The 23,936-nt window shown below is 73.7% G+C and carries 23 protein-coding genes and 1 pseudogene; 13 read left to right on the top strand and 11 right to left on the bottom strand.

All coding sequences use genetic code 11. From position 1 onward, the window contains the following. The first annotated feature begins 11 nt into the window (after positions 1–11). The gene (locus tag ACFW3D_RS04485) at positions 12–1,541 is read left to right on the top strand and encodes a GMC family oxidoreductase (RefSeq protein ID WP_500501186.1); all 1,530 of its coding nucleotides are present in this window, start codon (positions 12–14) and stop codon (positions 1,539–1,541) included. 22 nt (positions 1,542–1,563) lie between these two features. Here ACFW3D_RS04485 and ACFW3D_RS04480 read toward each other — a convergent pair whose 3' ends face one another. The 3 genes from ACFW3D_RS04480 to ACFW3D_RS04470 all read right to left on the bottom strand — a co-directional run bounded on the left by ACFW3D_RS04480 (position 1,564) and on the right by ACFW3D_RS04470 (position 5,391). Next, the gene (locus ACFW3D_RS04480) at positions 1,564–2,304 is read right to left on the bottom strand and encodes a DUF6193 family natural product biosynthesis protein (protein WP_500501184.1); all 741 of its coding nucleotides are present in this window, start codon (positions 2,302–2,304) and stop codon (positions 1,564–1,566) included. Between the two features lie 67 nt (positions 2,305–2,371). Continuing rightward, on the bottom strand, positions 2,372–4,027 hold the full coding sequence (locus ACFW3D_RS04475; RefSeq protein ID WP_500501182.1) for an alpha-keto acid decarboxylase family protein: 1,656 nt from the start codon (positions 4,025–4,027) through the stop codon (positions 2,372–2,374). Positions 4,028–4,449: 422 nt separating this feature from the next. After that, positions 4,450–5,391: a helix-turn-helix transcriptional regulator gene (locus ACFW3D_RS04470; protein WP_500501181.1), complete on the bottom strand. Its 942-nt coding sequence runs from the start codon at positions 5,389–5,391 to the stop codon at positions 4,450–4,452. Between the two features lie 214 nt (positions 5,392–5,605). Between ACFW3D_RS04470 and ACFW3D_RS04465 the strand changes: the two genes are divergently transcribed. Further along, positions 5,606–6,580: an aldo/keto reductase gene (locus tag ACFW3D_RS04465; protein ID WP_500501179.1), complete on the top strand. Its 975-nt coding sequence runs from the start codon at positions 5,606–5,608 to the stop codon at positions 6,578–6,580. Between the two features lie 17 nt (positions 6,581–6,597). Here the strand turns inward: ACFW3D_RS04465 and ACFW3D_RS04460 are convergent, their stop codons facing one another. After that, complete coding sequence (locus ACFW3D_RS04460) at positions 6,598–7,401, bottom strand: DUF899 family protein (protein ID WP_500501177.1); 804 nt, start codon at positions 7,399–7,401, stop codon at positions 6,598–6,600. Between the two features lie 312 nt (positions 7,402–7,713). Here ACFW3D_RS04460 and ACFW3D_RS04455 point away from each other — a divergent pair, with 312 nt between their 5' ends. Beyond that, positions 7,714–8,856, top strand: coding sequence for a glycosyltransferase (locus ACFW3D_RS04455; RefSeq protein WP_500501175.1), 1,143 nt, complete (start codon positions 7,714–7,716; stop codon positions 8,854–8,856). Positions 8,857–9,001: 145 nt separating this feature from the next. Here the strand turns inward: ACFW3D_RS04455 and ACFW3D_RS04450 are convergent, their stop codons facing one another. Next, a complete protein-coding gene (locus ACFW3D_RS04450; protein WP_500501173.1) occupies positions 9,002–10,252 on the bottom strand; it encodes a DUF418 domain-containing protein in 1,251 nt (416 codons plus the stop codon). A 166-nt stretch (positions 10,253–10,418) separates the two neighbouring features. Here ACFW3D_RS04450 and ACFW3D_RS04445 point away from each other — a divergent pair, with 166 nt between their 5' ends. Beyond that, complete coding sequence (locus ACFW3D_RS04445; RefSeq protein ID WP_500501171.1) at positions 10,419–11,084, top strand: response regulator; 666 nt, start codon at positions 10,419–10,421, stop codon at positions 11,082–11,084. 59 nt (positions 11,085–11,143) lie between these two features. On the opposite strand, the gene ACFW3D_RS04440 is transcribed toward ACFW3D_RS04445, so the two are convergent. Continuing rightward, entirely contained in the window at positions 11,144–11,698 is a 555-nt protein-coding gene (locus ACFW3D_RS04440) for a DoxX family protein (protein WP_500501169.1), read from the bottom strand. A 165-nt stretch (positions 11,699–11,863) separates the two neighbouring features. Here ACFW3D_RS04440 and ACFW3D_RS04435 point away from each other — a divergent pair. Continuing rightward, a pseudogene (locus ACFW3D_RS04435) lies at positions 11,864–12,616 on the top strand (P-loop nucleotide/nucleoside kinase family protein); the annotation flags it as partial. A gap of 99 nt (positions 12,617–12,715) precedes the next feature. Here the strand turns inward: ACFW3D_RS04435 and ACFW3D_RS04430 are convergent. After that, complete coding sequence (locus tag ACFW3D_RS04430) at positions 12,716–13,675, bottom strand: M56 family metallopeptidase (protein WP_500501167.1); 960 nt, start codon at positions 13,673–13,675, stop codon at positions 12,716–12,718. A gap of 14 nt (positions 13,676–13,689) precedes the next feature. Continuing rightward, positions 13,690–14,091 carry a BlaI/MecI/CopY family transcriptional regulator gene (locus tag ACFW3D_RS04425; protein WP_500501165.1) on the bottom strand — a complete coding sequence of 134 codons (402 nt, stop codon included), beginning with the start codon at positions 14,089–14,091 and terminating at the stop codon, positions 13,690–13,692. 151 nt (positions 14,092–14,242) lie between these two features. On the opposite strand from ACFW3D_RS04425, the gene ACFW3D_RS04420 reads away from it, so the two are divergent. From ACFW3D_RS04420 to ACFW3D_RS04385, 8 genes are all read left to right on the top strand, one after another. Then, entirely contained in the window at positions 14,243–14,902 is a 660-nt protein-coding gene (locus tag ACFW3D_RS04420; protein WP_500501163.1) for a DedA family protein, read from the top strand. Beyond that, positions 14,899–16,119 (top strand): glycosyltransferase family 4 protein, encoded by a 1,221-nt coding sequence (locus ACFW3D_RS04415; protein ID WP_500501161.1) that lies wholly within the window; start codon positions 14,899–14,901, stop codon positions 16,117–16,119. Before ACFW3D_RS04420 ends, ACFW3D_RS04415 begins: the two co-directional genes overlap by 4 nt. 58 nt (positions 16,120–16,177) lie before the next feature. Beyond that, complete coding sequence (locus tag ACFW3D_RS04410) at positions 16,178–17,014, top strand: undecaprenyl-diphosphate phosphatase (protein ID WP_500501159.1); 837 nt, start codon at positions 16,178–16,180, stop codon at positions 17,012–17,014. A 118-nt stretch (positions 17,015–17,132) separates the two neighbouring features. Beyond that, positions 17,133–18,314: an MFS transporter gene (locus ACFW3D_RS04405; protein WP_500501157.1), complete on the top strand. Its 1,182-nt coding sequence runs from the start codon at positions 17,133–17,135 to the stop codon at positions 18,312–18,314. A gap of 131 nt (positions 18,315–18,445) precedes the next feature. Beyond that, positions 18,446–19,519 (top strand): PP2C family protein-serine/threonine phosphatase, encoded by a 1,074-nt coding sequence (locus ACFW3D_RS04400; RefSeq protein ID WP_500501155.1) that lies wholly within the window; start codon positions 18,446–18,448, stop codon positions 19,517–19,519. Between the two features lie 49 nt (positions 19,520–19,568). After that, a complete protein-coding gene (locus tag ACFW3D_RS04395; protein WP_500501154.1) occupies positions 19,569–19,838 on the top strand; it encodes a hypothetical protein in 270 nt (89 codons plus the stop codon). 150 nt (positions 19,839–19,988) lie between these two features. Beyond that, the gene (locus ACFW3D_RS04390; protein WP_500501152.1) at positions 19,989–20,282 is read left to right on the top strand and encodes an ArsR/SmtB family transcription factor; all 294 of its coding nucleotides are present in this window, start codon (positions 19,989–19,991) and stop codon (positions 20,280–20,282) included. Beyond that, on the top strand, positions 20,279–20,677 hold the full coding sequence (locus tag ACFW3D_RS04385; protein ID WP_500501150.1) for a VOC family protein: 399 nt from the start codon (positions 20,279–20,281) through the stop codon (positions 20,675–20,677). The genes ACFW3D_RS04390 and ACFW3D_RS04385 overlap by 4 nt, the downstream gene beginning before the upstream one ends. Positions 20,678–20,746: 69 nt before the next feature. Here the strand turns inward: ACFW3D_RS04385 and ACFW3D_RS04380 are convergent, their stop codons facing one another. The 3 genes from ACFW3D_RS04380 to ACFW3D_RS04370 form a co-directional block, all read right to left on the bottom strand. Continuing rightward, positions 20,747–22,126, bottom strand: a complete 1,380-nt coding sequence (locus ACFW3D_RS04380; protein WP_500501148.1) for an SMI1/KNR4 family protein — start codon at positions 22,124–22,126, stop codon at positions 20,747–20,749. A gap of 135 nt (positions 22,127–22,261) precedes the next feature. Next, positions 22,262–22,456: a hypothetical protein gene (locus tag ACFW3D_RS04375; protein ID WP_500501145.1), complete on the bottom strand. Its 195-nt coding sequence runs from the start codon at positions 22,454–22,456 to the stop codon at positions 22,262–22,264. A 259-nt stretch (positions 22,457–22,715) separates the two neighbouring features. Then, the gene (locus ACFW3D_RS04370) at positions 22,716–23,828 is read right to left on the bottom strand and encodes a VanZ family protein (RefSeq protein ID WP_500501143.1); all 1,113 of its coding nucleotides are present in this window, start codon (positions 23,826–23,828) and stop codon (positions 22,716–22,718) included. Between the last annotated feature and the right edge of the window lie 108 nt (positions 23,829–23,936).

Here is a 23,936-nt window from a genome sequence, read left to right as displayed (position 1 = left end):
CCGGGACGACCATGGAACCGATGACCGACAGCTACGACTACGTCGTGGTCGGCGGCGGGACGGCCGGCAGCGTGATCGCCGCCCGGCTGTCCGAGCTCGACGGCCCCCGCGTCCTGCTCCTCGAAGCGGGCACGGCGCGGACCTCGACCGACATGAGCACACCGCCGGCCTGGCCGGCGCTGCTGCGGACGTCCGCGAACTGGGGGGACACCACCGTCCCGCAGCGGGCCGGCGGCACCCGGGTCCTCCTCGGACGCGGACGCACGCTCGGCGGCGGGTCCGCCATCAACGCCATGAACTTCGTCCGCGGCCACCGCTCCAGCTACGACGCGTGGGCCCGGCCCGGCCTGGAGGACTGGGGGTTCGACGGGCTGCTGCCCTACTTCAAGCGCAGCGAGAACACCTCGGGGCGGGATCCGGCCCTGCGCGGCGTCGGCGGCCCCTTGACCGTCGGGCCGCCCGACCCGCCGCACCCGGTCGTGGCGGCCATGCTCGAGGCCGCGGCCGAAACCGGTCACCCCCGCGCGGCCGACATCGGCAGCGGCGCGGAGGAGGGCTTCGGGTGGTCCGACCTCAACATCGTCGGCGGGAGACGGCAGAGCGCCGCCGACGCCTACCTGGGTCCGGCCCTGCACCGTCCCAACCTGACCGTGGTCACCGGCACACAGGTGCGCCGGCTGCACATCAGCGGCGGGAGGTGCACCGCGGTGGAGTACGTCACCGGACGCGGCACGCCATTGGCCGTCGGCTGCTCGGGCGAGGTCGTCGTCACGGCGGGTGCCATCGGATCGGCGCAGCTGCTGCTGCTCTCCGGCGTCGGCCCCGCGGAACACCTGCGCGGCACGGGCATCGACGTCGTGGCGGACCTCCCGGGCGTCGGGGCCAACCTGCAGGACCACCCGGTCGCGAACCTCGTCTACCGCGCGGCGCGTCCCGTTCCCGCCGGCGTCAACAACCACGGCGAGGCGCTCGGCCTGGTGCGCAGCCGGACCGGGCTCGACGGCCCTGACCTCCAGGTGCTCTTCGTCGACGCCGCGGGCCACGTCCCCGCCCCCGGCGCGCCCGGCGCGGGCCAGGGCTACACCATCGCCGTCTCCGCGATACTGCCCCACAGCCGCGGCAGCGTACGCCTCGCGAGCGCGGACCCGGACGTCCTGCCGCTCGTCGACCCGGACTACTACGCCGACGGCCGGGACCTCACCGCCGTGGTCGAAGGGCTGCGCCTGGCACGGGAGATCGGCCGGGCGGACGCTCTCGGCGACTGGCGCGGGCACGAGGTCCAGCCGGGCCCGCGGGTCGCGGACGCCGCAGGGCTGCGGGAGTACGCGCTCAGGAGCCTGTGCTCCTACATGCACCCCGTCGGCACCTGCCGCATGGGCGACGGCGAACCGGGCTCCGTCGTCGACCCCGCCCTGCGCGTCCACGGCGTCGACGGCCTGCGCGTCGCCGACGCCTCCGTCATCCCCTCGATCCCCTCCGCGAACACCAACGCCACGGTCTACGCGATCGCGGAACGGGCCGCGGAACTGCTGCGGCCCTGACCGCACGCCGGCGCGGCGGCGGTCAGCCGGGAGCCCCGGACCCGACGGGGCCCAGTCCGCCCGGCAGATGACGAACGGCCACCGCGACCGCCTCCCGCGCCGTGGCCGTCACGGCGAGCACGCCCCCACCGACGAGCTCCGCGCTGACCGTGAAATCGTCGCCGTCGTACGAGCTCAGGCGCGGCCCGACCACGGTCAGCTCCGGGCGGGCGGTGGTCGAGAAGCACAGCTTCCAGCCGATCCGGAAGGGGTAGAGGGCCCGCAGCGCCGGCTGGGTGTACGCCTGCTCCAGCAGCGGCCGGTACCCGGGCACGGACACCGTCCTCGCCTCGTTGCGCAGGCCGCGCCACTCGGACTCGGCCAGGAGCGCGGGATCGCCGTCGGGGACCTCGAACCGGTCGGTCAGGCGCACGAACGGCGCGGCCCGGCGGATGTCGCTCAGCGACGCCCCCTCGTGCCAGGCCCGCGCGGCCCTCACGAGCTGCCCGAGCTCCCTTGCGCAGCCCTCGACGAGCGGCATCCCCTGCAGCGTGTCCGCACCGCGGATCCACCAACTCCGCTCGAACTCCGAGGCGTTGATCTGCAGCGCGTCCCGGTGCGCCAGCCTGCTCCCGACGGCGGCGCCGGTCAGCGGGTCGCCGGACGAGGCGGTCACGGGGAGGAGGAAGCCCCCCTCCTCCGCAGCCATCCGAAGCGCCGCGGCGAGTCCGCCGCGCCCCGCGACGTCCGGATAGAGCTCTGCCGTGTCACGTCGCGGGGCCATGACCGCAGATTCTGCCCCAACCCCCCGCCCCACCGCGACGCGACGGCGCGGTGGGGGGCGGCGCCGGTCAGGTGGAGTAGAGGCTCTCGATGTTGTCGTGGAGCTGGGTGGCCAGCGGCGGCGCAGTGTAGGTGTCGGTCATGACCTCGATGTAGCAGCCGGTGCCGGCCTTCCCCGCCGCGTCCATCGCCCGGTCGAGCTCGGCGAGGGTGGAGACGCGGGCGGTGAACCAGTCCTCGCAGCCCAGGGCCTTGGGGAGTTCGGAGTAGCGCCAGTTGGCCAGGTCGTTGTAGGCGGTGTCGGGGTGCTTGCAGAGCAGGCGCTCGATCAGGTAGCCGTGGTTGTTCAGGACGAACACCACCGGCCGCAGCCCGTACCGCCCGAACTGGCTGATCTCCTGCGCGGTGAGCTGGTGCGAACCGTCACCCGTGATGAGGACGACGCGCCGGTCGTCCCCGGCGGCGGCGACGGCCGCACCGACCGCGGCGGGGGTGGCCCAGCCGATCGAGCCCCACAGCGTCTGGTTGTGGAAGGTCGCCCCGCTGGGCAGCCTGGCGAACGCCAGGCCCATGGAGACCGTGCCGGTCTCGGCGACCAGGATGTCGTTCGGCTTGAGGAAGTTCTCCCAGCGGGGGTAGAGGTTCTCGGCGGTGATGGAGTCGTCGGCGCTGCCGCCCGCCGGGCCCATGCGGGTCACCTCGGACGGGATGTGCGGCCACTGCTTGCGCGGCAGCTTCGCGGCCAGCGCTGGGAGGAGGTCCTTCATCTCCACGCTCTGGTAGGTCATGCCGTCGACGCTCACGTGGTGGTGGCGGATGTCGATCGTACGACCGGGGTCGAGATGGGCGGTGAACGCGCCGCTGTTGAAGTCGTGCATCAGCGCACCGATCAGGACGACGACGTCGCTGCCCTCGACGAAACGGCGGACGCCCTCGTTCATGAGCTTGCCGTCGTACATGCCGGAGTAGGCGGGCTGTTCCTCGTTCAGGACGCCCTTGTCGGCCATCATCGTGGCGAAGGGCATCCCCGTGGCGTCCAGGAAGCGCTGGACCTCGTCCGCGAGGCCGGAACGGGCGGTCAGCACGCCGGGCAGGGCGCACGCGCTCCTCGCGCGGCCGAGCATGTCGGCGACGGCCTGTACGGCGGCGTCCAGCTGCGCGGGGTCGCTGGCGGGCGCGGGGATCGGCTGGGCCGATCCGACCACGGGCATCGTCGCGAGGTCCGCGGGGAAGGCCATGTAGACCGGGCGGCGGTGGTGGAACGCCGCCGCGATGAGGCGTTCGGTCTCGGACGCGACGTTCTGCGGCGTCATGACCGCGCTCGCGCACACCACGGCGTCGGTCATCTTCAGGAAGAGGTCGAACTCGCCGTTGCCCAGCGTGTGGTGGACGATCGAGTGGTGCGCCTGGACGGGCATCTTGGGCATGCCCACCAGGTGGAACACCGGCAGGTGGTCGGTGTAGGCGCCGGCGACGGCGTTGATCGCGCTGAGCTCCCCGACCCCGTAGGTCGTGCTCACCGCGCCCACGCCGCGGACGCGGGCGTAACCGTCCGCACTGTAGCCCGCGTTGAGCTCGTTGCAACTGCCGATCCACTGGATGTCCGGATGCTGCGCGATGGCGTCGTTGACGGGGAAGGCGTAGTCGCCCGGAACACCGAAGACATGACGCACACCGATGTCGCTCAGCCGGTCCAGGACATGCTGGATGACGGTGGTGGACATGAGGAGGTTCCTTTCCTGGTGACGGCACCACCGCCGCGGGCGCCGGACCTCCGGTGGCGTGGGTGCCGACCTCGCCGGGCGGCGCTGAGCGCGACGGGCAGCACGGGAAGCGGCCACCGCCGGTGCCGGAGAGGTGACAGCCGGACATTTCACCCCCGCAACATGCTGTCCGCATCGCGCCCTGGGTGCAACCGGAGCGACCGCACCCACGAACTGCACGAACTGTCGCGAGAGTCCGGCGGATCAGCCGATGTCCCCACTCACCCCACGACCGGCACGACTGCGCTCCGGCGCCGACTCGCCGGATGGGGCGTGGCGCACGTCCTCGGCGGCCCGGAGGACCTCGTCGGCTCCCCCGTGACGATGGGCACGTTCATGCCGGCCTTGGCGGCGGTGGTGTTCCTGTCGAGCCTGTGGCCGCTCTACCGCGGGGTGTCCCGCCGTCGCAGCGGGGCCGGGACGGAGTCGTAGGCGGGGCGCGTGTCGTCCTCGGCGGCGCCGGCCCCGGTGGCGCGCTGGGTGCCGATCATGTCGAGGAGGACCATCGCGTCGTGGTCGGGACTGCCCTCCTCGGCGTAGTAGGCGACGAGCCGGTGCCCGGGAGTGCCGTCCAGTTGCATGGGCTGGTAGCCGAGGGTGAGGTCGCCGACCTCGGGGTGGCGGAAGTGCTTGGTGCCGGGGCGGTGCGGCCGGACGTCGTACCGCTCCCACAGGCGGGCGAAGTCGTCGCTCTTCAGCAGGAGTTCGCCGACGAGCTGGGCCAGGTCGGGCGCGTCGGGGTCGATACCGGCCAGCGCCCTGAGACGGGCGACGCAGCCTCGGATGCGGGACTCCCACTCGGGGAACAGCTCGCGGGCGGCGGGGTGCAGGAAGTAGTAGCGGGCGAGGTTGCGCTGCTTGGCCGGCCAACTGTCGATGCCCGCGTAGAGGTGCAGGCCTCCGGGGTTGGCGGCGAGCACGTCCAGGGTGCGGCTGAGGACGTACGCGGGGCCCGGCCGCAGGTTCTCCAGTACGAGCCGGACGCCGGGCTGCACCGCGCGGCTGGGGGCGGCGGGCGGCTCGGGGGCGTTGCGCGCGGCCCGGGCGGCCAGCCGCCGCAGGTGCTCGTGCTCGTCGCCGTCCAGGAGCAGCGAACGGGCGAGGGAGTCGACGACGGCGGGGCTCGGACGGGTCTCCTTGCCGCGCTCCAGACGCGTGTAGTAGTCGATGCTGACCCCGGCGAGGGTGGCGAGCTCCTCGCGGCGCAGCCCCGGGGTGCGACGGAGTCCCAGTCCCTCCGGGAGGCCGACCTGCTCGGGGGTGACCTGGGTGCGGCGGGCGCGCAGGAACCCCGCCAGGTCATTGCTGTGCTGGTCAGAGCTCATTCGGCCAGTGTGCCAGCCGGCCGGCACGAGCGAGGCGGACGTGGGGGGCCGCGCTGCACCCCCGAACGCCGCTCCCCGCCACCGCGCGGCCTGCCACGGCTTCCCCGGGGGCGCGAGGGTGACAGGGCCGCAAGGGGCCCCCGCCCCGGGCGGCATCCCGTTCACGGACTGTGACCGTGCAGCCCGCCCCGATCGACACGAAGGCAGACACACCATGCGCACCACCACCCTGGGCGTCCACGGACCGCAGGTCGGCGTCATCGGCCTGGGAGCGATGGGAATGAGCTTCGCCTACGACATGGCCACCCCGCGCGACGAGGCCACCTCCGTCTCCGTCATCCACCAGGCCCTGGACCTGGGCGTGACCCTGATCGACACGGCCGACGTCTACGGCCCGTACACCAACGAGGAGCTCCTCGGCCGGGCCCTGGCCGGCCACCGCGACCGCGCGGTCCTCGCCACCAAGGCCGGCATGGAGTGCATCGACCCGACCGGCGGCCCCGGCGGCTCCCCCCTCGTCCGCCCCAACGGCCGGCCCGAGCACATCCGTGCCGCCATCGACGCCAGCCTGCGCCGCCTGGGCACCGACCACGTCGAGCTCTACCAGCTGCACCGCGTCGACCCCGACGTCCCGCTCGAGGAGACCTGGGGCGCCATGGCCGAGGCCGTCACCGCCGGCAAGGCCCTCCACCTGGGGCTTTCCGAGGTCGGCGTCGACCAGATCCAGCGCGCCCAGGCCATCCACCCGGTCACCACCGTGCAGTCCGAGTTCTCCCTGTGGACCCGCGACGTGCAGGCCGAGGTCCTGCCCTTCTGCGAGCGGCACGGCATCGGCCTGCTGCCGTACTCGCCCCTGGGCCGCGGCTTCCTCGCGGGCCGGTTCGCCGCGTTCGACGAGCTGCCGCAGAACGACCAGCGGCGGCGTCTGCCACGCTTCCAGGACGACAACCTGCGTGCCAACCTGGACATCGCCGCCAAGGTCCGCGAGGTCGCCGACCGGGCCGGCGCCACCCCCGCGCAGGTGGCCCTCGCCTGGCTCGTCGCCCAGGGCCCGCACGTCGTCCCCATCCCCGGAACCAAGACCCCGAAGTACCTCGCCGACAACGCGGCCGCCGCGGACGTCCGGCTGTCCCCGGCCGACCGCGCCGACCTCGACGCCATCCAGCCTCCCGCCGGCGCCCGCTACTGAGGCGGGACGGTGGGGCGTCAGTGGTGGTGGCCGCGCCGGCCGAGGGTCTCCACCGGCGTCGCGCCGGGGCGGGTCCACTGCGGTACGGGTCGGCTTGCCGGGCCCCAGGTGGCGTTCCCGTCCGCGTCCGAGCGCCAGGACCAGCACGAGTCGCCGCCCTCGGGCCGGCCCTCGGGGTTGTCCTCCCACGCCTCGCCGCGGCCGTACGGCGTCATGTCGAGCAGGCCGAGGGAAGCGTTGACCCGCTCGTTCCCCCGGCCCGTCGTGGAGTAGGTGAGGAACACACGGTCGCCGTCGCGCAGGAAGGAGGTGATGTGCCCCATGTCCTCGCCGACCGGGCCCTCGACGTCGCGCACCGAGTACCAGGGCTGGGTGTAGCCCATGAACGCGACGTAGGGGGCCACCTCCTCCCAGCGGCCGGTGGTCAGGACGGCGAAGGACACCCCGCGGGCGTTGAGGTAGACGGCGTCCTTGAGGTGCCAGGCCGTGGTGGTGCAGCCCTCGCACTGCCCTTGGTGCGGCGCGCCGTCGTACCACATGTGTTTGTAGACGACGAGCTCGTCGCGGCCCTGGAACAGGCCCAGGAACGGCACCGGGCCCTCGGCCCCGACGACCTCGACCGTCCCGTCGAGCTCCACCATCGGCAGCCGGCGCCGGGCCGCGGCGAGGGCGTCGCCCTCACGGGTGTGGGCCTTCTCGCGGACCAGCAGCTCGTCCCGGGCGGCCTGCCAGGTGGCCAGGTCCACCACGGGCGGGCGGCCCGTCGGCGCGGTGGTCGGGTCGTCGGGTGCGGTGGTCGCGTCGTCGGGTGCGGTCGTCATGGCGGTCTCCGTTGGTCTCGTGCCGGGCGGCCTCGTACCGCCTTCTGCGACGGTCACTCCTGCGGACTCCCGCCGCGTCCGGAACTCATCGGTCGCGGGGCAACGCGCCGGTCGGTCGGCATGGTCGCGCCCCACCGCTCGGCAGGGGTCGGCCCGGGCGTCCTTGCTTCGGCAAATAGCCCGCATATACTTGTACCCGCAATCAATTCCGGGTCCAGGGCAGCACATCGGACCGGGGAGTCGCGCCGCGACGACGATCCGCCGCTCAGCGGTCGCTCTCGTGGCACAAGCACACAGGTGATCTCGATACCCATGCGCATCCTCATGTTCAACACCCCCATGACCGGCCACTTCCTGCCCCTGCTGCCGCTCGCCCGCGCGTTGCGTGCACAGGGGCACGAGGTCGCCTTCGTGTCCGCCGCCTCGATGGCCGGCCCGGTCGGCGCGGAGGGCTTCGAGTTCGTCCCCGCCGGTCCGACCGTCGACGTGGCGATCGCCGAAGTGACCCGCCGCACCGGCGCCGACCTGATGACCGATCCGTCGCCGGCGCTGGTCGCCGAGTTCTTCGCCGGGGCGCGTGTCGACCTCGCCGTGGACGACGCGGTCGCGGCGGCGCGCGCGTGGGAGCCGGACCTGGTCGTCTCGGAGCACTGCGACTTCGTGGGGCCGCTCGTCGCCGCGGTGCTCAAGGTGCCGTCCGCCGTGATGGGCATCGACCCGGCGCTGGAGCCCGACGTGCTGGACGCGCTGGCCACGACGGCGCAGTCCCGTTACCTCGACCGCGGTCTGCAGGCACCGGCCCACGCCCCGTCCGGCCGCTGGCTGCTGGACATCTGCCCGCCCGGCCTGCAGCGCGACGGTGCGCTGCCGCCCCTCGAGCGCATCGCACTGCGGCCCGAGCCCCACCAGGGCCCGGAGGGCACGCCCCGCGCGGCCCGGGTCCCCGGTACCGGCCGTCCCCGCGTGCTCGTCAGCCTCAGCACCGCCCGCGACGCGGCGCCCACGCTCGGTCCGCTGCTGCGGTCGCTGAGCGCCCTGGACGTCGACCTGGTGGCCACCTCCGGAGGCATCCCGGTCGGCGACCTCGGGCTGGAGCCGGGCCGGGTCGAGCTGGTCACCTTCGTCCCGGCGGCGGAACTGCTCGACGGCGTCTCGGTCATCGTGCACCACGGCGGTTCCGGCACCACCTTCGGGGCCGCGGCGCGCGGGATCCCGGCCGTCGTCGTGCCGGGCGCGCCGGGGCAGCAGCGCCAGGCGTTCCGGCTGCAGGCCGCGGGAGCGGGTCTGGCACTGCCGATCGGCGACCAGGCCCCGGAGTCGGTCACGGCGGCGGTCGGCCGGCTGCTCGCCGAGCCCGGGTTCACCGCGGCGGCACACCGCCTGCGGGACGAGATCGCCGCGATGCCGTCGGCCTCGGAGGTCGCCGAGCGCCTCACCGCCTCCGTGGCGGGCTAGGGGTACCAGCGAAACGGGCTCTCGGCGGTGACGTGAGTCGCCGTCGGGGGTCCGTTTCCTCGTCTTGGTCAAAGGGCCGGCCCGCTGCCTCGGCGTTCGCCCCGCACCCGAAGGAGGCCGGTGCACGGCGGACACGTCGCACCCGTCAGGTGATCAGCCGGGCAGGCGCGGTGATCGCGTGCAGTACGCCTTCCAGCGGCCCGCGCCGGAAGATCCGCGTCCAGGCCATGGCCGCCACCATCGCTGCCGCGGCGAAGCAGAGCAGGACCGGCAGGGCGGCCGAGTCCGGCAGATCGTCTGCTCCTAGGGCCTTGATGGCGACGATGTGGCCCACGTAGGCGGTCAAGGAGATCGATCCGACCGCGGTGACAGGCGTGGCCGCCCATCGCAGCCAGGTCGGGCGCTCCATCACGGCCAGGCAGGTCGCCACGGCGAAGATCGCGACTCCGGTGTTGCCGAGGATCGAGAACGTGGTCTGGCTGTGCGGCGCGGCCACCAGCAGCCAGGACGGGGTGTCGACGACCTGGTCCCCGTATGCCTGCGAGAGCGCGTCGGACCACCAGGCCGAGGCGGTCGGCGCGCCGTCCGTGGCCGCCCTGATCGCCGCCTCCGCCCCCGGGACGAAGTGCAGCGCCAGCCACGAACCGCCGTAACCGACGACGGCCAGCACGCCGCCGCAGACGGCGGTCTTGGCGCGGACCCCGGCCCGGCCGAGGTCGAGGCGGGCCACGGCCATGCCGCCGATGAGGAAGGGCACCCAGGTCAGCACCGGGTAGGAGCCGGTGATCAGCAGTTCCAGGAACCCGTCCGAACCGGTCAGCCGGGCCAGCGGGTCATGGGCGATCACCGCGTCGCCCCAGCTCCCGCGGTCGACGGAGACCCGCAGTACGTACAGGACCTGCGGCAGGACGAGCGCGGTGGCCGCGGCGGTCACCGCCAGCGTTCCGGCCCGCAGCCGGTACAGGGGAAGCAGCAGTACGAAGGCGAGGCCGTAGAAGGACAGGATCACGTCGATGGAGGTGTCCAGGGCCGTCAGGAGATACCCCAGGACGACCAGCACGCCCGCGCGGATCAGCACTCGCCCCACCGCTTGCCTGCCCGCCTGCCCTCTGCGGGGCTCCGGTCGCCCGGTGAGCAGGATCAGGGAGAAGCCGGCGAGGAAGGCGAACAACGCGGAGGACCTGCCCCGCGCCAACTCCATCGTCCAGCCGAGCGGGCCGCCCACCGAGGGGTCGGGACCGACGTGCGCCGCGAACATCCCCAGGATCGCCAGACCTCGCGCGAGATCCACGCCGACCAGTCGGCCCGTCCCCGCCGGACGGAAACCACGGTGCCCCTCCACGGACCCGGGGGGTGCTGCGGGAGCCGGGGCTGTGGCCGGCGATGCGTTGGTCATGCCCCCAGGTTTGTGACGCGGCCACCCGCACACCATCCGGCGAATGTCCGGATTCTCCCCCGCCGACCGGCTGGCCCAACCGCCTCATTTCGCCCTCTATTGTGATGAATGGGTTGCTCGCGGCGTGGTAGGGATCCGGCGGTGATCGGCTGCGAGTGGAGCACATGTGATCCGGGTGTTGGTGGTCGACGACGAAGCCCTGATCCGTACCGGTTTCCAGCGGATCCTCGAAGCGGCTGACGACATCGAGGTCGTCGCGTCCGTCGCCGGTGGGCAGGCGGTCCAGGCGGTGCATGATGCGCGGCCTGACCTGGTGCTTCTGGACATCCGGATGCCGGACACGGACGGGCTGACGGTCCTCGCCCGGCTGCGCCGCCTGCCGCGGCCTCCCGTGGTGGCGATGCTGACCACCTTCGGCATGGACGAGTACGTCGCGGCCGCCCTGCGCTCCGGTGCGGCGGGCTTCCTGCTGAAGGACACGGACCCGGAGGAACTCCCCTTTCTGGTGCGCGCCTTGGCCAGTGGCGGGACCGTGCTCGCCTCAAAGATCGCCCGGACGGTCGTGGACGGCTATCTGGACGCCGCACCTCACGAGGCCGCCGCCCGGGACGTGGCGCGGCTGACGGACCGCGAGCGCAGCGTCCTCCTCCTCATCGCGCAGAGCATGTCCAACAGGGACATCGCCGCACGCCTCTGCCTGAGCACCGGCACGGTCAAGGACCACGTCAGCTCGCTCTTCGTCAAGCTGCAGGTCAACAGTCGCGTCCAGGCCGCTCTCCTCGCCGAACGCGCCGGTCTCCTGCGGTCGCCACGCGTACGGGAGGGGAGCTGATTCGCGTCCGCGGCGGTCCGGACGGCGGGAAGCCGCCGGCCGGGCCGTATGCCCGGTGATCAGCCGCGGAACAGCAGCACGATCACGCCCAGCACCACGCCGAGGACGACCGCGGCGACACCGTTGCCCGCCCGGTGCGCCCGCACGCCCGGAACGTGACGGTCCAGTGCGAAGCGGCCGGGCCCGACGACGGCCAGCACGACGGCCACGGCGGCGATGAGGAGTTCGTACTCCACCCCCGACGGGGCGAAGAACCCGCCGCCCCACTTCAGGGTGACGGCGTTGACCATGACGCCGACCACCGCCGCCCCGGCGAGCGGGGTCAGCAGCCCGAGAGCCAGGCCCACACCCCCGAGCACCTCGCTCAGTCCGGCCATCACGGCCATCGCCTTGCCCGCCGGGTAGCCCGCGGAGGTGAAGACCCGTCCGGCGCCGTCGAGGCCCACCCCGGAGAACCAGCCGAACAGCTTCTGCGCTCCGTGGCCCGCCATCGTCAGTCCGAGCGCCAGTCGCAGGAGCAGCAGCCCCGCGTCGTGGACGTACTGCGGAACGGCGTGCTCGGCGATGGCGTGGGAGCCGGAGCGGGACAGTGTGCCGAGAGGGGAAGCGGACATGTCTGAGGCCCTTCGTGGGGATGCCGTGTGCGGCCTGCGAACCGGACGTCGCGACGGGCGGCTCACCGCACGGCCGATCACGCCAGCAGCGTGACGCGATGCGGCGCCGTCCGGCGCGCGGCACGCCGGACGTTAGGTCCATGGGGGTCGGATGCCGTGCCACCGATGGCCCCGTCCCCGCCCTGGCGGGATCTCCGTGTGAGCTCGCTCTTTCTGGTGGCCGGTCCGCCCGGGGCCGGCCAGACCACCGTGGCCCGGCGGCTCGCCGAGGAGCACGTCGCACTGCGCCTGACGCCGGACGAGTGGATGATCCCGCTGTCCGGCGCCTCCGAGGCGGACGGCGGGCGTGACGTGCCGGAAGGGTTGCTGCTGCGGCTCGCGCCGGAGGCCCCGGTGCTCGGGGCGAACGCCGTCCTGGACTTCGGATGCTGGTCGCGTGTCGAGAGGTCGGCCATCCGCCACCTGGCGGAATCCGCGGGCGGGTGCTGTCACCTCGTCCACGTACGAGTGGATCACCAGACGCAGCGGGACCGCGTCACGCGGCGCCGGGCCGGCACCCCGGAACGGACCTTCCCGATGAGCGAGGCGGATCCGCTGCGCCGGCGGGCGCGGTTCGAGGAGCCCGACGCCCACGGCGGCCTCGCCCTGAGCATGCAGTACCTCGGCGTTCCGATCCCGGACGACCGGCTCACCACCCCTCGATGCCGACCTTCACCGATACCCCGGGGTTCAACCGCCTCAACTCTCAGCAGAGTTGGGACCACTACCTCGGCGGCGAGGGCGGAGGAGCTGGCCGGACTGCCGCCCACCCACGTCGCGGCGGCCGAGTTCGACCCGCTGCGCGACGAGGACCTGGCCTACGCCCGGCGGTTGATCACGGCGGGCGTGCCCACCGAGATGCACCACTTCCCGGGGGCCTTCCACGGTGCGGCCCGACTGGCCCCACGCACCGAGGTGAGCCGGCGCATGATCGCCGAGCGGCTCGACGCCCTGCGCCGCGGCCTGCGGGCCGGGGCCCTACCAGGCCCCGACGGCCTCCAGCAGGCGGTGGAGGTCGTGCGCGGCTTCGGCGGTGGACAGCGTCGCGGCCGTGAGCACGGCGGCGGTGGCGGCGGCGAGCGCCGGGTGCCGCCCGAGAGGCGGAGCAAGGAGGGCGGCGACGCGGCGCGGCACTGGGCCCGCTCCGGCCTGCCGCGGCCGGTGGCCGGAACGCCGGCCGGGGCGCCGGCCGAGGATGCCCATGGCGGCGCCCCGGATGCGGGCCGGGCCGTTCCGGGCGGCCAGGGCGGCCTTGCCCACGGACCGGGCGACCCGGGTGCGGTCCCCGGTGGTGGCCGCGGCCCTCTCGTCGGCCCAGCGCTCGATCGTGTACGTGACGCCGGTGGCGAGCGGCCGCAGCAGGGGGTTGGCCGCGGCGCCGATCTGGGCCAGGGCGACGAACGCGTAGTGGTGGCCGGTCAGGTGGGCGCGCTCGTGGGCCAGCAGTACGTCGTGCTCGGAGTCGTCCAGCGTGTGGAGCATCCCGGTGGAGACCACGACGCGACCGGGCATGCCGGGGATCGCGAAGGCGTCGGGGGTGTCGTCCTCGACCACGACCAGCCCGTCGCGGGCGGGCATGCAGGCGGCCTCCAGGGCCGCGGCGGCCAGCGTGCGGGCACGCCGCCAGAGCATGCGGGCGGCCATGACGACGGCGCCGCCGAGCAGCAGTCCTGCGATCAGCGAGACGGACAGTTCGGCGGGGTCGTCGCGCTGGGCGGCCTGGGCCGACCAGTGGCCGAGGCCGGCCAGCTGCGGGACGCGGATCAGGCCGACGACGGTGAGCAGGCCCAGCGAGACCGTGCTCGCGATCCCCAGCACGACCGTGGACGCGGTGAGCAGCCAGGTCGCCAGGCGGGGTTCGCACCGCTCGGACAGCGGTCGGGCGCCGAAGGGTGCGAGCAGCGACAGCAGCAGCGGAAGGTAGACGGCGATGCGCATGCGGCGGCGCCTTCCTACTGGTCGGGGCCGAGCAGCTGGCGCAGCAGGTCGGCGTCGGAGTCCGAGAGCCCGTCGGCGAAGCGGGCGAGGACGGCCTCGCGGTCCGGGCGCTCCTCCAGGACGGACCGCATGCGCCGGGCGGCGAACCCGGGGTCGTCGGTCACCGGCGCGTAGGCGTAGGCCCGGCCGCGCTGGGTGCGGTTGAGCAGCTGCTTGGTGTGCATGCGGGTGAGGATCGTCACCACCGTGCTGTAGGTCAGCTGACCGCCGAGGCGTTCGGCGACCTCGCCGGGGGTCAGCGCGCCGTCGGCCTGCTGCAGCAGGCCGAGTATCTCCGCCTCGCGCGCACCGTTGGCGCGCTTGGGACCGCGTCCGTGCGCAGGTTCGCCCGTGGGGTTTGTCGTTCGCTCGCTCATCTTCTACATTCGTGTAGAACTTCTACGGCGGTGTAAAAGCCGCCTGCCCGAGTGTGCCATGCCCTCGCACCCGGGAACAGCCCTGCCCCGGCTCTGCCCCGGCTCCGCCCCGGTCAGGGCACGCCCGGGCACGACAGGAAAGGACCCTCAGGTGCCTTCGGCCCTCAATCCCCTGGACGCCACGTCGCTGCTGACGGCGTTCGGCACGGCGGGAGTCTTCCTGGTGCTCTTCGCCGAGACCGGGTTGCTGATCGGCTTCTTCCTGCCCGGCGACTCGCTGCTGTTCACGGCCGGGCTCCTCTGCAGCAGCGGCACGGACGGCCTGCCCCTGTCACTCCCCCGGGTGCTGACGGCGGCCGCGGCCGGGGCACTCCTCGGTGCGCAGACCGGTTACCTGATCGGCCGCCGCGCCGGACGGACCCTCCTGGCCCGCGCCCGCAACCGGCACCTGATCGACGGCATGGCCCGGGCCGAGGACCTGCTCGCCCGGTACGGCCACGGCAAGGCCGTCGTGCTCGCCCGCTTCATCCCCGTCGTGCGGACGGTGCTCAACCCGCTCGCCGGGATCGTCGGCGTACCCGGCAGGACGTTCGCGCTCTGGCAGGTCACGGGTGGCCTGGTGTGGACGGTCGCCCTCGTGCTGGGCGGCTACGCCCTCGGGGCGAGCGTCCCCCACGTCGACCGCTACCTGCTCCCGCTGGTCGGCGTGATCGTCGCGCTCTCCCTGCTGCCCCTGGCCCTGGAACTGCTCCGGTCACGCCGCCGCGACGACGGCACCGGCACACGGGCGCGCCGGGAGCCCACCGCATGAAGATCACATTCCTGATCCACAACGTCTACGGGATCGGCGGCACCATCCGCACCACGCTCAACCTCGCGGCCGCCCTGGCCGACGAGGACCACGAGGTGACGGTGGTCTCGATGCTGCGCCACCGCGCCCGTCCCCGCTTCACGGTCGACCCCCGGATCGCCGTCGTGCCGCTGGTCGACATCCGCCCTGACGCGGCCGACGCCGCCGATCCGCTGCTGCACGAGCCGGCCCGCGCCTTCCCCGCGGCGGAGAAGCGGTACAAGCAGTACAGCCGCCTCACCGACCGGCGCGTCGAGCGGTACCTGAGCAGCTGCGACGCGGACGTGATCATCGGCACCCGGCCCGGCGTCAACGTCTACCTGGCCCGCTTCGGACCGGCCAGCGCCCTGCGCGTCGCCCAGGAACACCTCACCCACGACAGCCACGGCAAGCAGCTCCTCGCCCAACTGGCCCGCTGGTACCGCGAACTGGACGCGGTCGTCACCACCACCGAGGCGGACGCCGCCGTCTACCGGGCGAAGATGCGCCTGCCCGGTGTGCGCGTCATGGCCATCCCCAACAGCGTCCCCGACCCCGGTCCGCCGCCCGCGGACGGGACGCCCAAGGTGATCGCCGCGGCCGGCCGGCTGGTACCCGCCAAGCGGTTCGACCTGCTCATCGAGGCGTTCGCCCCGGTCGCCGCCGAGCACCCGGACTGGACGTTGCGCATCTACGGCGCGGGAACCGACCGGCAGCGGCTCGGGGAGCTCATCGACCGGCTGGGCCTGGCAGGGCGGGCGGCACTGATGGGCGCGGTCTCACCCATCGAGGCCGAGTTCGCCAAGGCATCGATCGTCGCCTCCGCCTCCGACGCCGAGTCCTTCGGCATGACGCTGGTCGAGGCGATGCGCTGCGGCGTGCCGGTCGTCTCCACCGACTGCCCGCTCGGCCCCGCCGAGATCATCGACGACGGCGTCGACGGCCGCCTGGTCCCGGTGGGCGACCGGCGAGCCCTGGCCTCCGCGCTGTGCGAGCTGATCGCCGACGGGCCCGGCCGGCGCCGCATGGGCGAGGCGGCCCGCAGCGCCGCCGAGCGCTTCGACCCCGCCCACGTCGCCCGTACCTACGGGGAACTGTTCGTCGGCCTCGCCGCCACCCGGCGCTCCCGGGCCCGGCGGCGCCGCACGGCGCGCCTGCGCGACCGGGCCCGCCGCGCCCTGCGCCGCCTGCGCCGCTGACCGACTCACGCACCTCGCAACGACATCCACCCGCACCGCAGCACGGAAACGGAGCCACATGAGCGCCATCAGCATCGGCCAGGCCGCAGTCCTGGGCGTGGTCGAAGGGATAACGGAATTCCTCCCGGTCTCCTCCACCGGCCACTTGAAGATCACCGAGGGGCTGATGGGCATCCCCGTCGACGACACCTCCGTCGTCGGCTTCACCGCCGTCATCCAGGTGGGCGCGATCGCCGCGGTGCTCGTGTACTTCTCCAAGGACATCGTGCGCATCGTCTCCGCCTGGGGCCGCGGCATCCTCGACCGCGAGGAGCGCCACCACCGCGACTACCAGTTCGCCTGGTGGGTCATCTGCGCGACCGTCCCGATCGTCGCCGTCGGCCTGGCCGCCAAACGGCTCGTCGAAGGCCCCCTCGCCTCGCTGTGGGTGGTGGCCGGCTCCCTGATCGTGGGCAGCGGCGTGATGTGGGCGGCGGACCAGATGGGCCGCCACAAGCGCGGCGAGGACGACACCGGCCTCAAGGACGCCATGCTGGTCGGCAGTTCGCAGATCCTCGCGCTGCTCTTCCCCGGCTTCTCCCGCTCCGGCGCCACCATGTCCACCGCGCTCGTCCTCGACCTGGACCGGGTGGCGGCGACCCGGCTCTCCTTCTTCCTCGGCATCCCCGCCCTGACCGGAGCGGGCCTGTACGAACTGAAGGACGCCGTCGGCGCGGGCGTGGGCGCCGCCCCGCTGCTGGTCGGCACCGCCGTCTCGTTCGTCGTCGCCTACGCCTCGATCGCGTGGCTGCTGAAGTTCGTCGCCAGGCACACCTTCAACTCCTTCGTGGTCTACCGCGTCGCCGTGGGTCTGCTGCTCCTCGGGCTCCTCGCCACGGGGGCGCTCAACGCGTGACCGCCCGGCTGGCACATTGCGGCGGCGGTACGTTCTCCGGTGTGCCGTACGCAGTGGCAGTGGGCGACGTGCGACGCGGCCCGCGCGCCGTCCCGGACGAAACAGAGGCGGTGCCGCGATGACCCCGGCGGCGGAGGCCCGGGCGGCGGCGCCGCGCCGGCAGATGTGGCCCCTGTACGCGGCAGGCTTCACCACCGCCTTCGGCGCGCACGGCATCGCCGCCAGCCTGGGCGGACTCTCCGGGGACGCCGTCACCTCCCTGATCGTGCTCGGCGGGCTGCTGGCCCTGTACGACGGCGCCGAAGTCGTCCTCAAGCCGCTGTTCGGCACCCTCGCCGACCGGGTCGGAGCCCGCCCGGTCCTGCTGGGCGGCCTCGTCGCCTTCGCCGCCGCCTCCGCCCTGTACGCCGCCGCGGGCAGCCCGGGCTGGCTGTGGGCGGCCCGGCTCGGCCAGGGCGCGGCCGCCTCCGCCTTCTCCCCGTCGGCCTCCGCACTCGTCGCGCGTCTCAACCCGGCGGCGGGGCAAGGGCGGGCGTTCGGCTCGTACGGCTTCTGCAAGTCGATCGGCTACACCCTCGGGCCGCTGCTGGGCGGCGTCCTGGTGTGGGCGGGCGGGCTGCGCCTGCTCTTCGCCGTACTGACGGTCCTGGGCGCGGCGGTCGCCGTCTGGGCGGCGCTCGCGGTCCCGGTCGTACCGCCGCTGCCCAAGTCCCGGCAGACCCTGCTGGACCTCGCTCGACGGCTGGCGGACCCGGTCTTCCTCGCCCCGACCGCGGCACTGGCCGGGGCGACCGCCGCGCTGTCGGTGGGCGTGGGCTTCCTGCCGGTCTCCGGTCGCGCGGCCGGCCTGGGCACCGTCGCCACCGGTGCGGCCGTGTCGGTCCTCGCCGGGTGTGCGGCGCTCGTGCAGCCCCGCGCCGGACGCGCGCTGGACGCGGGCCGGCTCACCGTGCAGGGCGGCATCACCGCAGGACTGCTGCTCGCCGCGGGCGGCCTGGGCTGCGCCGTGCTCCCGGGACCGAGCGGGGTGTTGTGCGGCGCCGCCCTCATCGGCGCCGGCACCGGACTGATCACCCCGCTCGGCTTCGCCGCCCTCGCCACCGCCACGCCCCGCGAACGCCTCGGCCAGACCATGGGCGCGGCCGAACTCGGGCGCGAACTGGGGGACGCGGGCGGCCCGCTGCTCGTGGGCGGCGTCGCCGCCGCGGCCGCCCTCCCCTACGGCTACGCCGCCCTCGCCGCCCTCCTCGTGGCGGGCGCCGCCCTCGCAGCCGCGCGGCGGACACCGGACGGGGGCTGAAGGAACGCATGCGCCGTTCGGGTCACGCGAAGAGCGGGGCGGACGGCCGACGGTTAGCCTGAGCCGGCCAGGAGCCCGGTCGGAGTCGGGAGCAGCAGGTGGCGAGGCTGGGAACGTGGAAACGGGCGGGGATGCGGAGCCGCCTGCTGCCCGCCGCCCTGCTGTTCTTCGCCGTGCTGATCGACCTCGTCACCCCCCGGACCGTCAGCGCCGCCGCGCTCTACGCGGCCGCGATCCTGGCGGCCGCGCCCCTGCTGTCCCTGCGCGGCACGATCCTCACCGGGGTGGCCGCGTTCCTCCTCGACTGGGCCATGTTCCGCTACTTCGGCTACCGGGAGAGCGCGATCGCGTTGAGCGAGCTGGTCATGGTCGCCACGGTGACGGTAATCGGCGTCCTCCTCAACCGGCTCCTCCACCACCGCGAGAGGCAGCTCCAGTCCGTACGGGACATCGCCGCCGCCGTCCAGCGCGCCGTCCTGCCCCGGCCCCCGGAACGGATCGGCCCGCTGCGCTTCGCCGCACGCTACGAGGCCGCCCAGACGGACGCGCAGATCGGCGGGGACCTGTACGCCGTGGTCGACACCCCCTTCGGCGTGCGCTGCGTCATCGGCGACGTGCGCGGCAAGGGGATGGGGGCGGTCAGGGCGGTCTCGGTCGGCATCGGCACCTTCCGCGAGGCGGCCCTCCAGGAGCCGAGCCTGACCGGCCTCGTGCGGCGCCTGGAGCGGGCCGTCACCCTAGAGGCCGGGCAGTCGGGGACGCCGGCCGAGCTGGAGGGCTTCATCACGGGCGTGCTGGCGGAGTTCTCCCGGAGCGGACACGAGGTCCGGCTGATCAACCGCGGCCACCCGGCGCCGCTGCTCTTCCTGGGCGACACGGTGCGCTACGTCGAACCCGCCCGGCCGGGCCTGCCGCTGGGTCTCGCCGCCCTCGGCGAAGGACACGACGCCGTCGACACGCTGCCGTTCCCCGAAGGGGCCACGCTGCTCCTCTACACCGACGGACTCACCGAGGCCCGCGACGCGTCCGGCACCTTCTACGACCCCGTCGGAAGATGCACGGGCCGCCGCCACCCCGGCCCGGATGCCCTCGTGGACGCCCTGCTCGCCGACCACCACCGGCACACCGGCGGACGGCGGAACGACGACACGGCGCTGCTGGCCATCACGCACGTCTCCGAGACCGACCGGATCGCGAACGGCTGAACGGCCGCGCCGTCGCCGGCCCTGGCGCACGCGGAGAGTCGAGTGGGCCATGGACCACGTCGTCGTCGAACGGCAGGGCAGCGGAGGTTACCGGCACGGCCCCACTCCCTACCTGGCCGTCCAGCCGGAGCTCGGGCGGTCGTTGCCCCCAGGCGCGCGGGCGTTCGGCCGCGACCCCGAGCACTACGACTTCCACGCGCCCCGATGCGTCAAGGACCTGAAGCCCACCGTGCTCCCCCCGGCCCTGGACGGCCTCGGACGGCTGCTGGAGCCCTACGTGGTCGACTGCGTCACGCTCGAACGCCGGTTGCCGCGTTGACCGGGCCTGCGAGCAGGCGGCTCATGGTGGGCCGAAGAGGCTCCTTCCGGCACACGGCCGCGGAGGAGCCGGGCCACGGCATGGACTTCTGACCCGGCACCCACGACCCCGCGCTTGATAGGCAAGTCGCTACTTGCCTATGCTCGGGTCATGGCAGAGGATGTCTTCAAGGCGCTGGCCGACCCCACCCGCCGACGCATCCTGGACGAGCTGGTGGAACGGGACGGCCAGACCCTGTTCGAGATCTGCGGGCGGCTGGCGATGAAGCACGGGCTGGGGCTGTCCCGGCAGGCGGTCAGCCAGCACCTGGCCGTACTGGAGACCGCGGGACTGGTGCTCACGCGGCGCCAGGGCCGCTACAAGTACCACGACCTGAACACCGAACCCCTTGAGCGCATCGTGACGCGGTGGCTCAGGCCCGACGCACCGGAGAGCACCCCATGAGGATCCACCTGTCCAGCGTCTTCGTCGACGACCAGGAGAAGGCGCTGCGCTTCTACACGGACGTGCTGGGCTTCGTGAAGAAGCACGACGTCCCGCTCGGCACGGACCGGTGGCTGACCGTGGTCTCGCCGGAGGACCCCGACGGGACGGAGCTGCTGCTGGAGCCCTCCGGTCATCCGGCGGTGAAGCCCTACACGTCGGCGCTCGCCGAGGACGGCATCCCGGCCACCTCCTTCGCCGTCGACGACGTGCGGGCGGAGTACGAGCGCCTGCGCGCGCTCGGGGTCCACTTCACCCAGGAACCGGTGCGGATGGGCCCGGTCACGACCGCCGTCCTGGACGACACCTGCGGCAACCTGATCCAGATCGTGCACAGCCACGACGCAGGGAACTGACCCCGGGAGGAACCGAGGCCCGCCGCATCCCCGAGCACGACGCGGTCCGCTCGACCACGCCACGAACGGCTACCCCACGGGGCCGAGGTGGCCTTCGAGGACGGTGACGGGAATCGGCGGGCGGTCCCAGAGGGCGAGGATCTCGTTGGCCAGGCCCACGACGGGGAGCGGGTGCCGGTCGCCGTGCACCTCGATGGCGGCGGCCAGCAGGCCGCGCGGGACTGCCCCGGCGTCCAGGAGGACGCGCCACTGCTCCGGGCTGAGCTTGACGTACTCCAGTCCGGTCAGCTTGGCGATCTCCAGCGGGTCGGCGAGCGTGCCCGGGTAGGCGGTGAGGGCGCGCAGGCGGGGCAGTCCGACGACCGGGGCGAGGCTCAGCGGCTCACCCTCGTGGACGCCGATGCGCAGGACCTCGAGTTCGGGGTGTGCCGCCGCCTGGACGCCGGCGAGGCCCCGGACGTTGACCCGGGCCACGGCCGCGGGCTCGTCCGTCCGGCGTCGGCCGACGCGGCTCGGGCGCCGGTTCGCGACCATGTCCGTGAGGGAGTCGGCGAGAAGCCCGGCGCCGATGTTCTCCTCGTGGCTGAGCATGATGACCTGTCCGATGTGCCCGCGCGGGCCGGGTGTCAGGTCGACGGCGATCCGGTCGCCGCCCCCGTTGTCGCCGAAGGCGATCCAGCCGGGCGAGCCGACCACCCCCTGCACGGCGGCGTCGGGCGGGGTGACCACCGCCTCGGTCGCCGCGAACTCCCAGGGGCACCGGCGTGAGGCCGCGTCGGCGACGTAGAGGTCCTCGAGTGGCAGCAGCTCGCAGCCGACCGCCCCGAACACCCCTGCCGCCACCTCGTAGTCGTCGTCCCAGTCCTCCCACCGTGCCCGCGTCACGCGGTACAGCGCCTTCAGCTCGTCGGGCAACGCGAGGCCCAGGCGCTCCTCCGCCGCGGCGATCTCCGCCTCGGTCGCCCCGATGGCGTCGGGGATCCGTTCGCGGAGCGTCCGCTCCAGCCACGCCGGATCGGCCGTCGGGGCGGGCACCGCTTCCGGCGCCGGTTCGGGGAGGCGGCGCCAGGGCTCCGGGACCGCGCCCTCGACGAGGACCAGCGCGCCCGGGTGCGTACCGATCCCGGGCTCCACCGCGGCACCAGGACCGTGCAGGTGGAGGACGGTCCTCCCGTCCGGCTCGATCTCGGCGGTGAACGAGACGTCGTCGACACCGGCGTCCGACAGGGCGCTCCGCACCTGACCCACCGCGTCGAACTCGTCCTGCATGTCCTCGATCTGCAGGGCCCGTCCCGGCTGCGGGAACCTCGGCGGCATCGGCACACTCCACGAGTGGAGGCCGATCCGTCCCGCCACGTAGCCGCCGGGGGTGGCAAGCTTCGCCGCGTTTCCGGCCCGCAGGACCCTCAGCAGGGGTTCCCACGTCGCGAAGTCATGGATCGAGGGCAACTGCGGCCTCCGGTGACGCTGGTGATCGTGGCGGAACGTGATGTCCGGCCCGATGCTAGGCGCCACCACCGACACCGGCGGCGTCCTGCCGCCGCCGCCTGCCGCTGCGGGGGCCGCCGCACCGCCTGGGCCGGCTCAGTCCTCGTCGTCCGGTGAGGAACCCCGTCGCACGGAGATCACCAGTACCGCAACGAGCGTCACGACGACGAGCACCGCGACCAGCCCCCAGACCCCGGACGCCCAGCCGCTGCCGTCGTGCCGGACGGGCGAAAGCCGCCCGGGCCCGGCTGCAAGAATCGCGAACCCCGTGTCCCCATCCCCCGGTTCCATGCCGGGAGCGTATTGCCGCCGAGCAGCCGGTCGCCAGAGGGGGAACAACGACTCAGACCCAGTCGGCCTCCCCGGACTGCCACCGCTGGACCCACTCCAGGAATCCCCGGGACGCGTCCGCGGTAACCGGGACGGCGCCGACGAGGCGCACTGGCTCGGGGAGAAGGCCCGCAACGTCCCCAGGGCTTCATGGATCCCCGGCAGAAGGCGGCGTTCGAAGGGCGGCACGCACGGAGCCTCCGCCGCCACCACCGGGGCGTCAGGCGCAGTTGGCGGAGTTCTTCTGCGGGTTGTCGCCGGCGGGTGCGGCGAGGCGGACGCCGAGCAGGCGTCCGGCGGAGTTCACCCTCACCTCCAGCGACGTCACGGCCGGCATGCGGTCGTTGCGGTAGGGGTACGTGACGGTCCAAGTCCCGCCCCCCGTGCCGTCGTCGGCGTGGGCCACCGCTGGCTGCTTCGTGTCGGCGGCGGGATAGTGCGCGGCCACGTAGCGGCCGGCGGTCCGCCCGGCGGCCGCCGCGTCACGCACGTGCCCGGCGGCGCCCGGGATGGGCTTCCCGACGGCCGCGGCCTCGGTTCGGGGCCCCATGGACACGTCCACCACGAACCGGTCCTTGTCGGGCCAGCTCATGAAGGCGATCCCGGTCGGCTCCAGTTCGGCCCAGACCTCCTCGTTCACGCCGTCGACACCGCACGGCGTGTTGTCCGAGACGCGGCCGATCGCGACGTCGTCGCCCAGCGCCTCGCGGACCGCCTGCCCGATCAACGCCTGCTGTTCCGCGGACGCCTGCCTGCTCGGCTCGGCGTGGTCCACCACGCGCACGTCGACGACGGTCGACAGCACGCAGGCGACGGCGACGAATCCCGCCCCGGTCACGGCCAGGAACCCGCGGTGACGGGTGGGCCAGGGCGGCAGCCCCGAACCCGCGAGGCGCAGGGACAGCAGACCGGCGCCCGCCCCCGCCGCGGCGCCCGTGACGTTGGTGACGAAGTCGCTGGTGTCGCAGTAGCGGCCGATGACGGGAAGGCATGCCTGGACGGTCTCGATGCCGCAGGCCAGCAGGACGGACAGCAGCAGGGGCGGCAGCGGACGCCGGGCGGCGCGTACTCCGAGGAATCCGATCGGCACGAACAGGGCGACGTTCATCCAGCCCTGGGTCGTCCCGAACGACTCCCATACGTCCTTGCTCACCGTGCACCTCACCGCCCCAGTGCCGACGGGTCTCAGCCAGAGCGTCAGGAACAGGGCGGCGGTCGTCGTGGCCGCCCAGGCCCCGTAGGTCCAGGGCCGGTCGGAACGGCCGCGCAGGGCTGTCGCGACGACCCCCAGCACGGCCGCGGAGACGAGGGCGACGAGCAGGAGGTACAACATGTGCCCTCCGAAGACGAGAGCGAACAATGCCGTGCCTTTCGAGCGCGAGGAGATCAACCGACGGCACGCGGATCGCGGCGCGTCGGCGATCACCCTGGCGCCCGCACG

It is taken from the genome of Streptomyces sp. NPDC058864, from assembly GCF_042742985.1.
Lineage (GTDB): Bacteria > Actinomycetota > Actinomycetes > Streptomycetales > Streptomycetaceae > Actinacidiphila.
The sequence above is the reverse complement of the archived record's forward strand: the minus strand, read 5'-3'. Positions and strand labels throughout refer to the sequence as shown.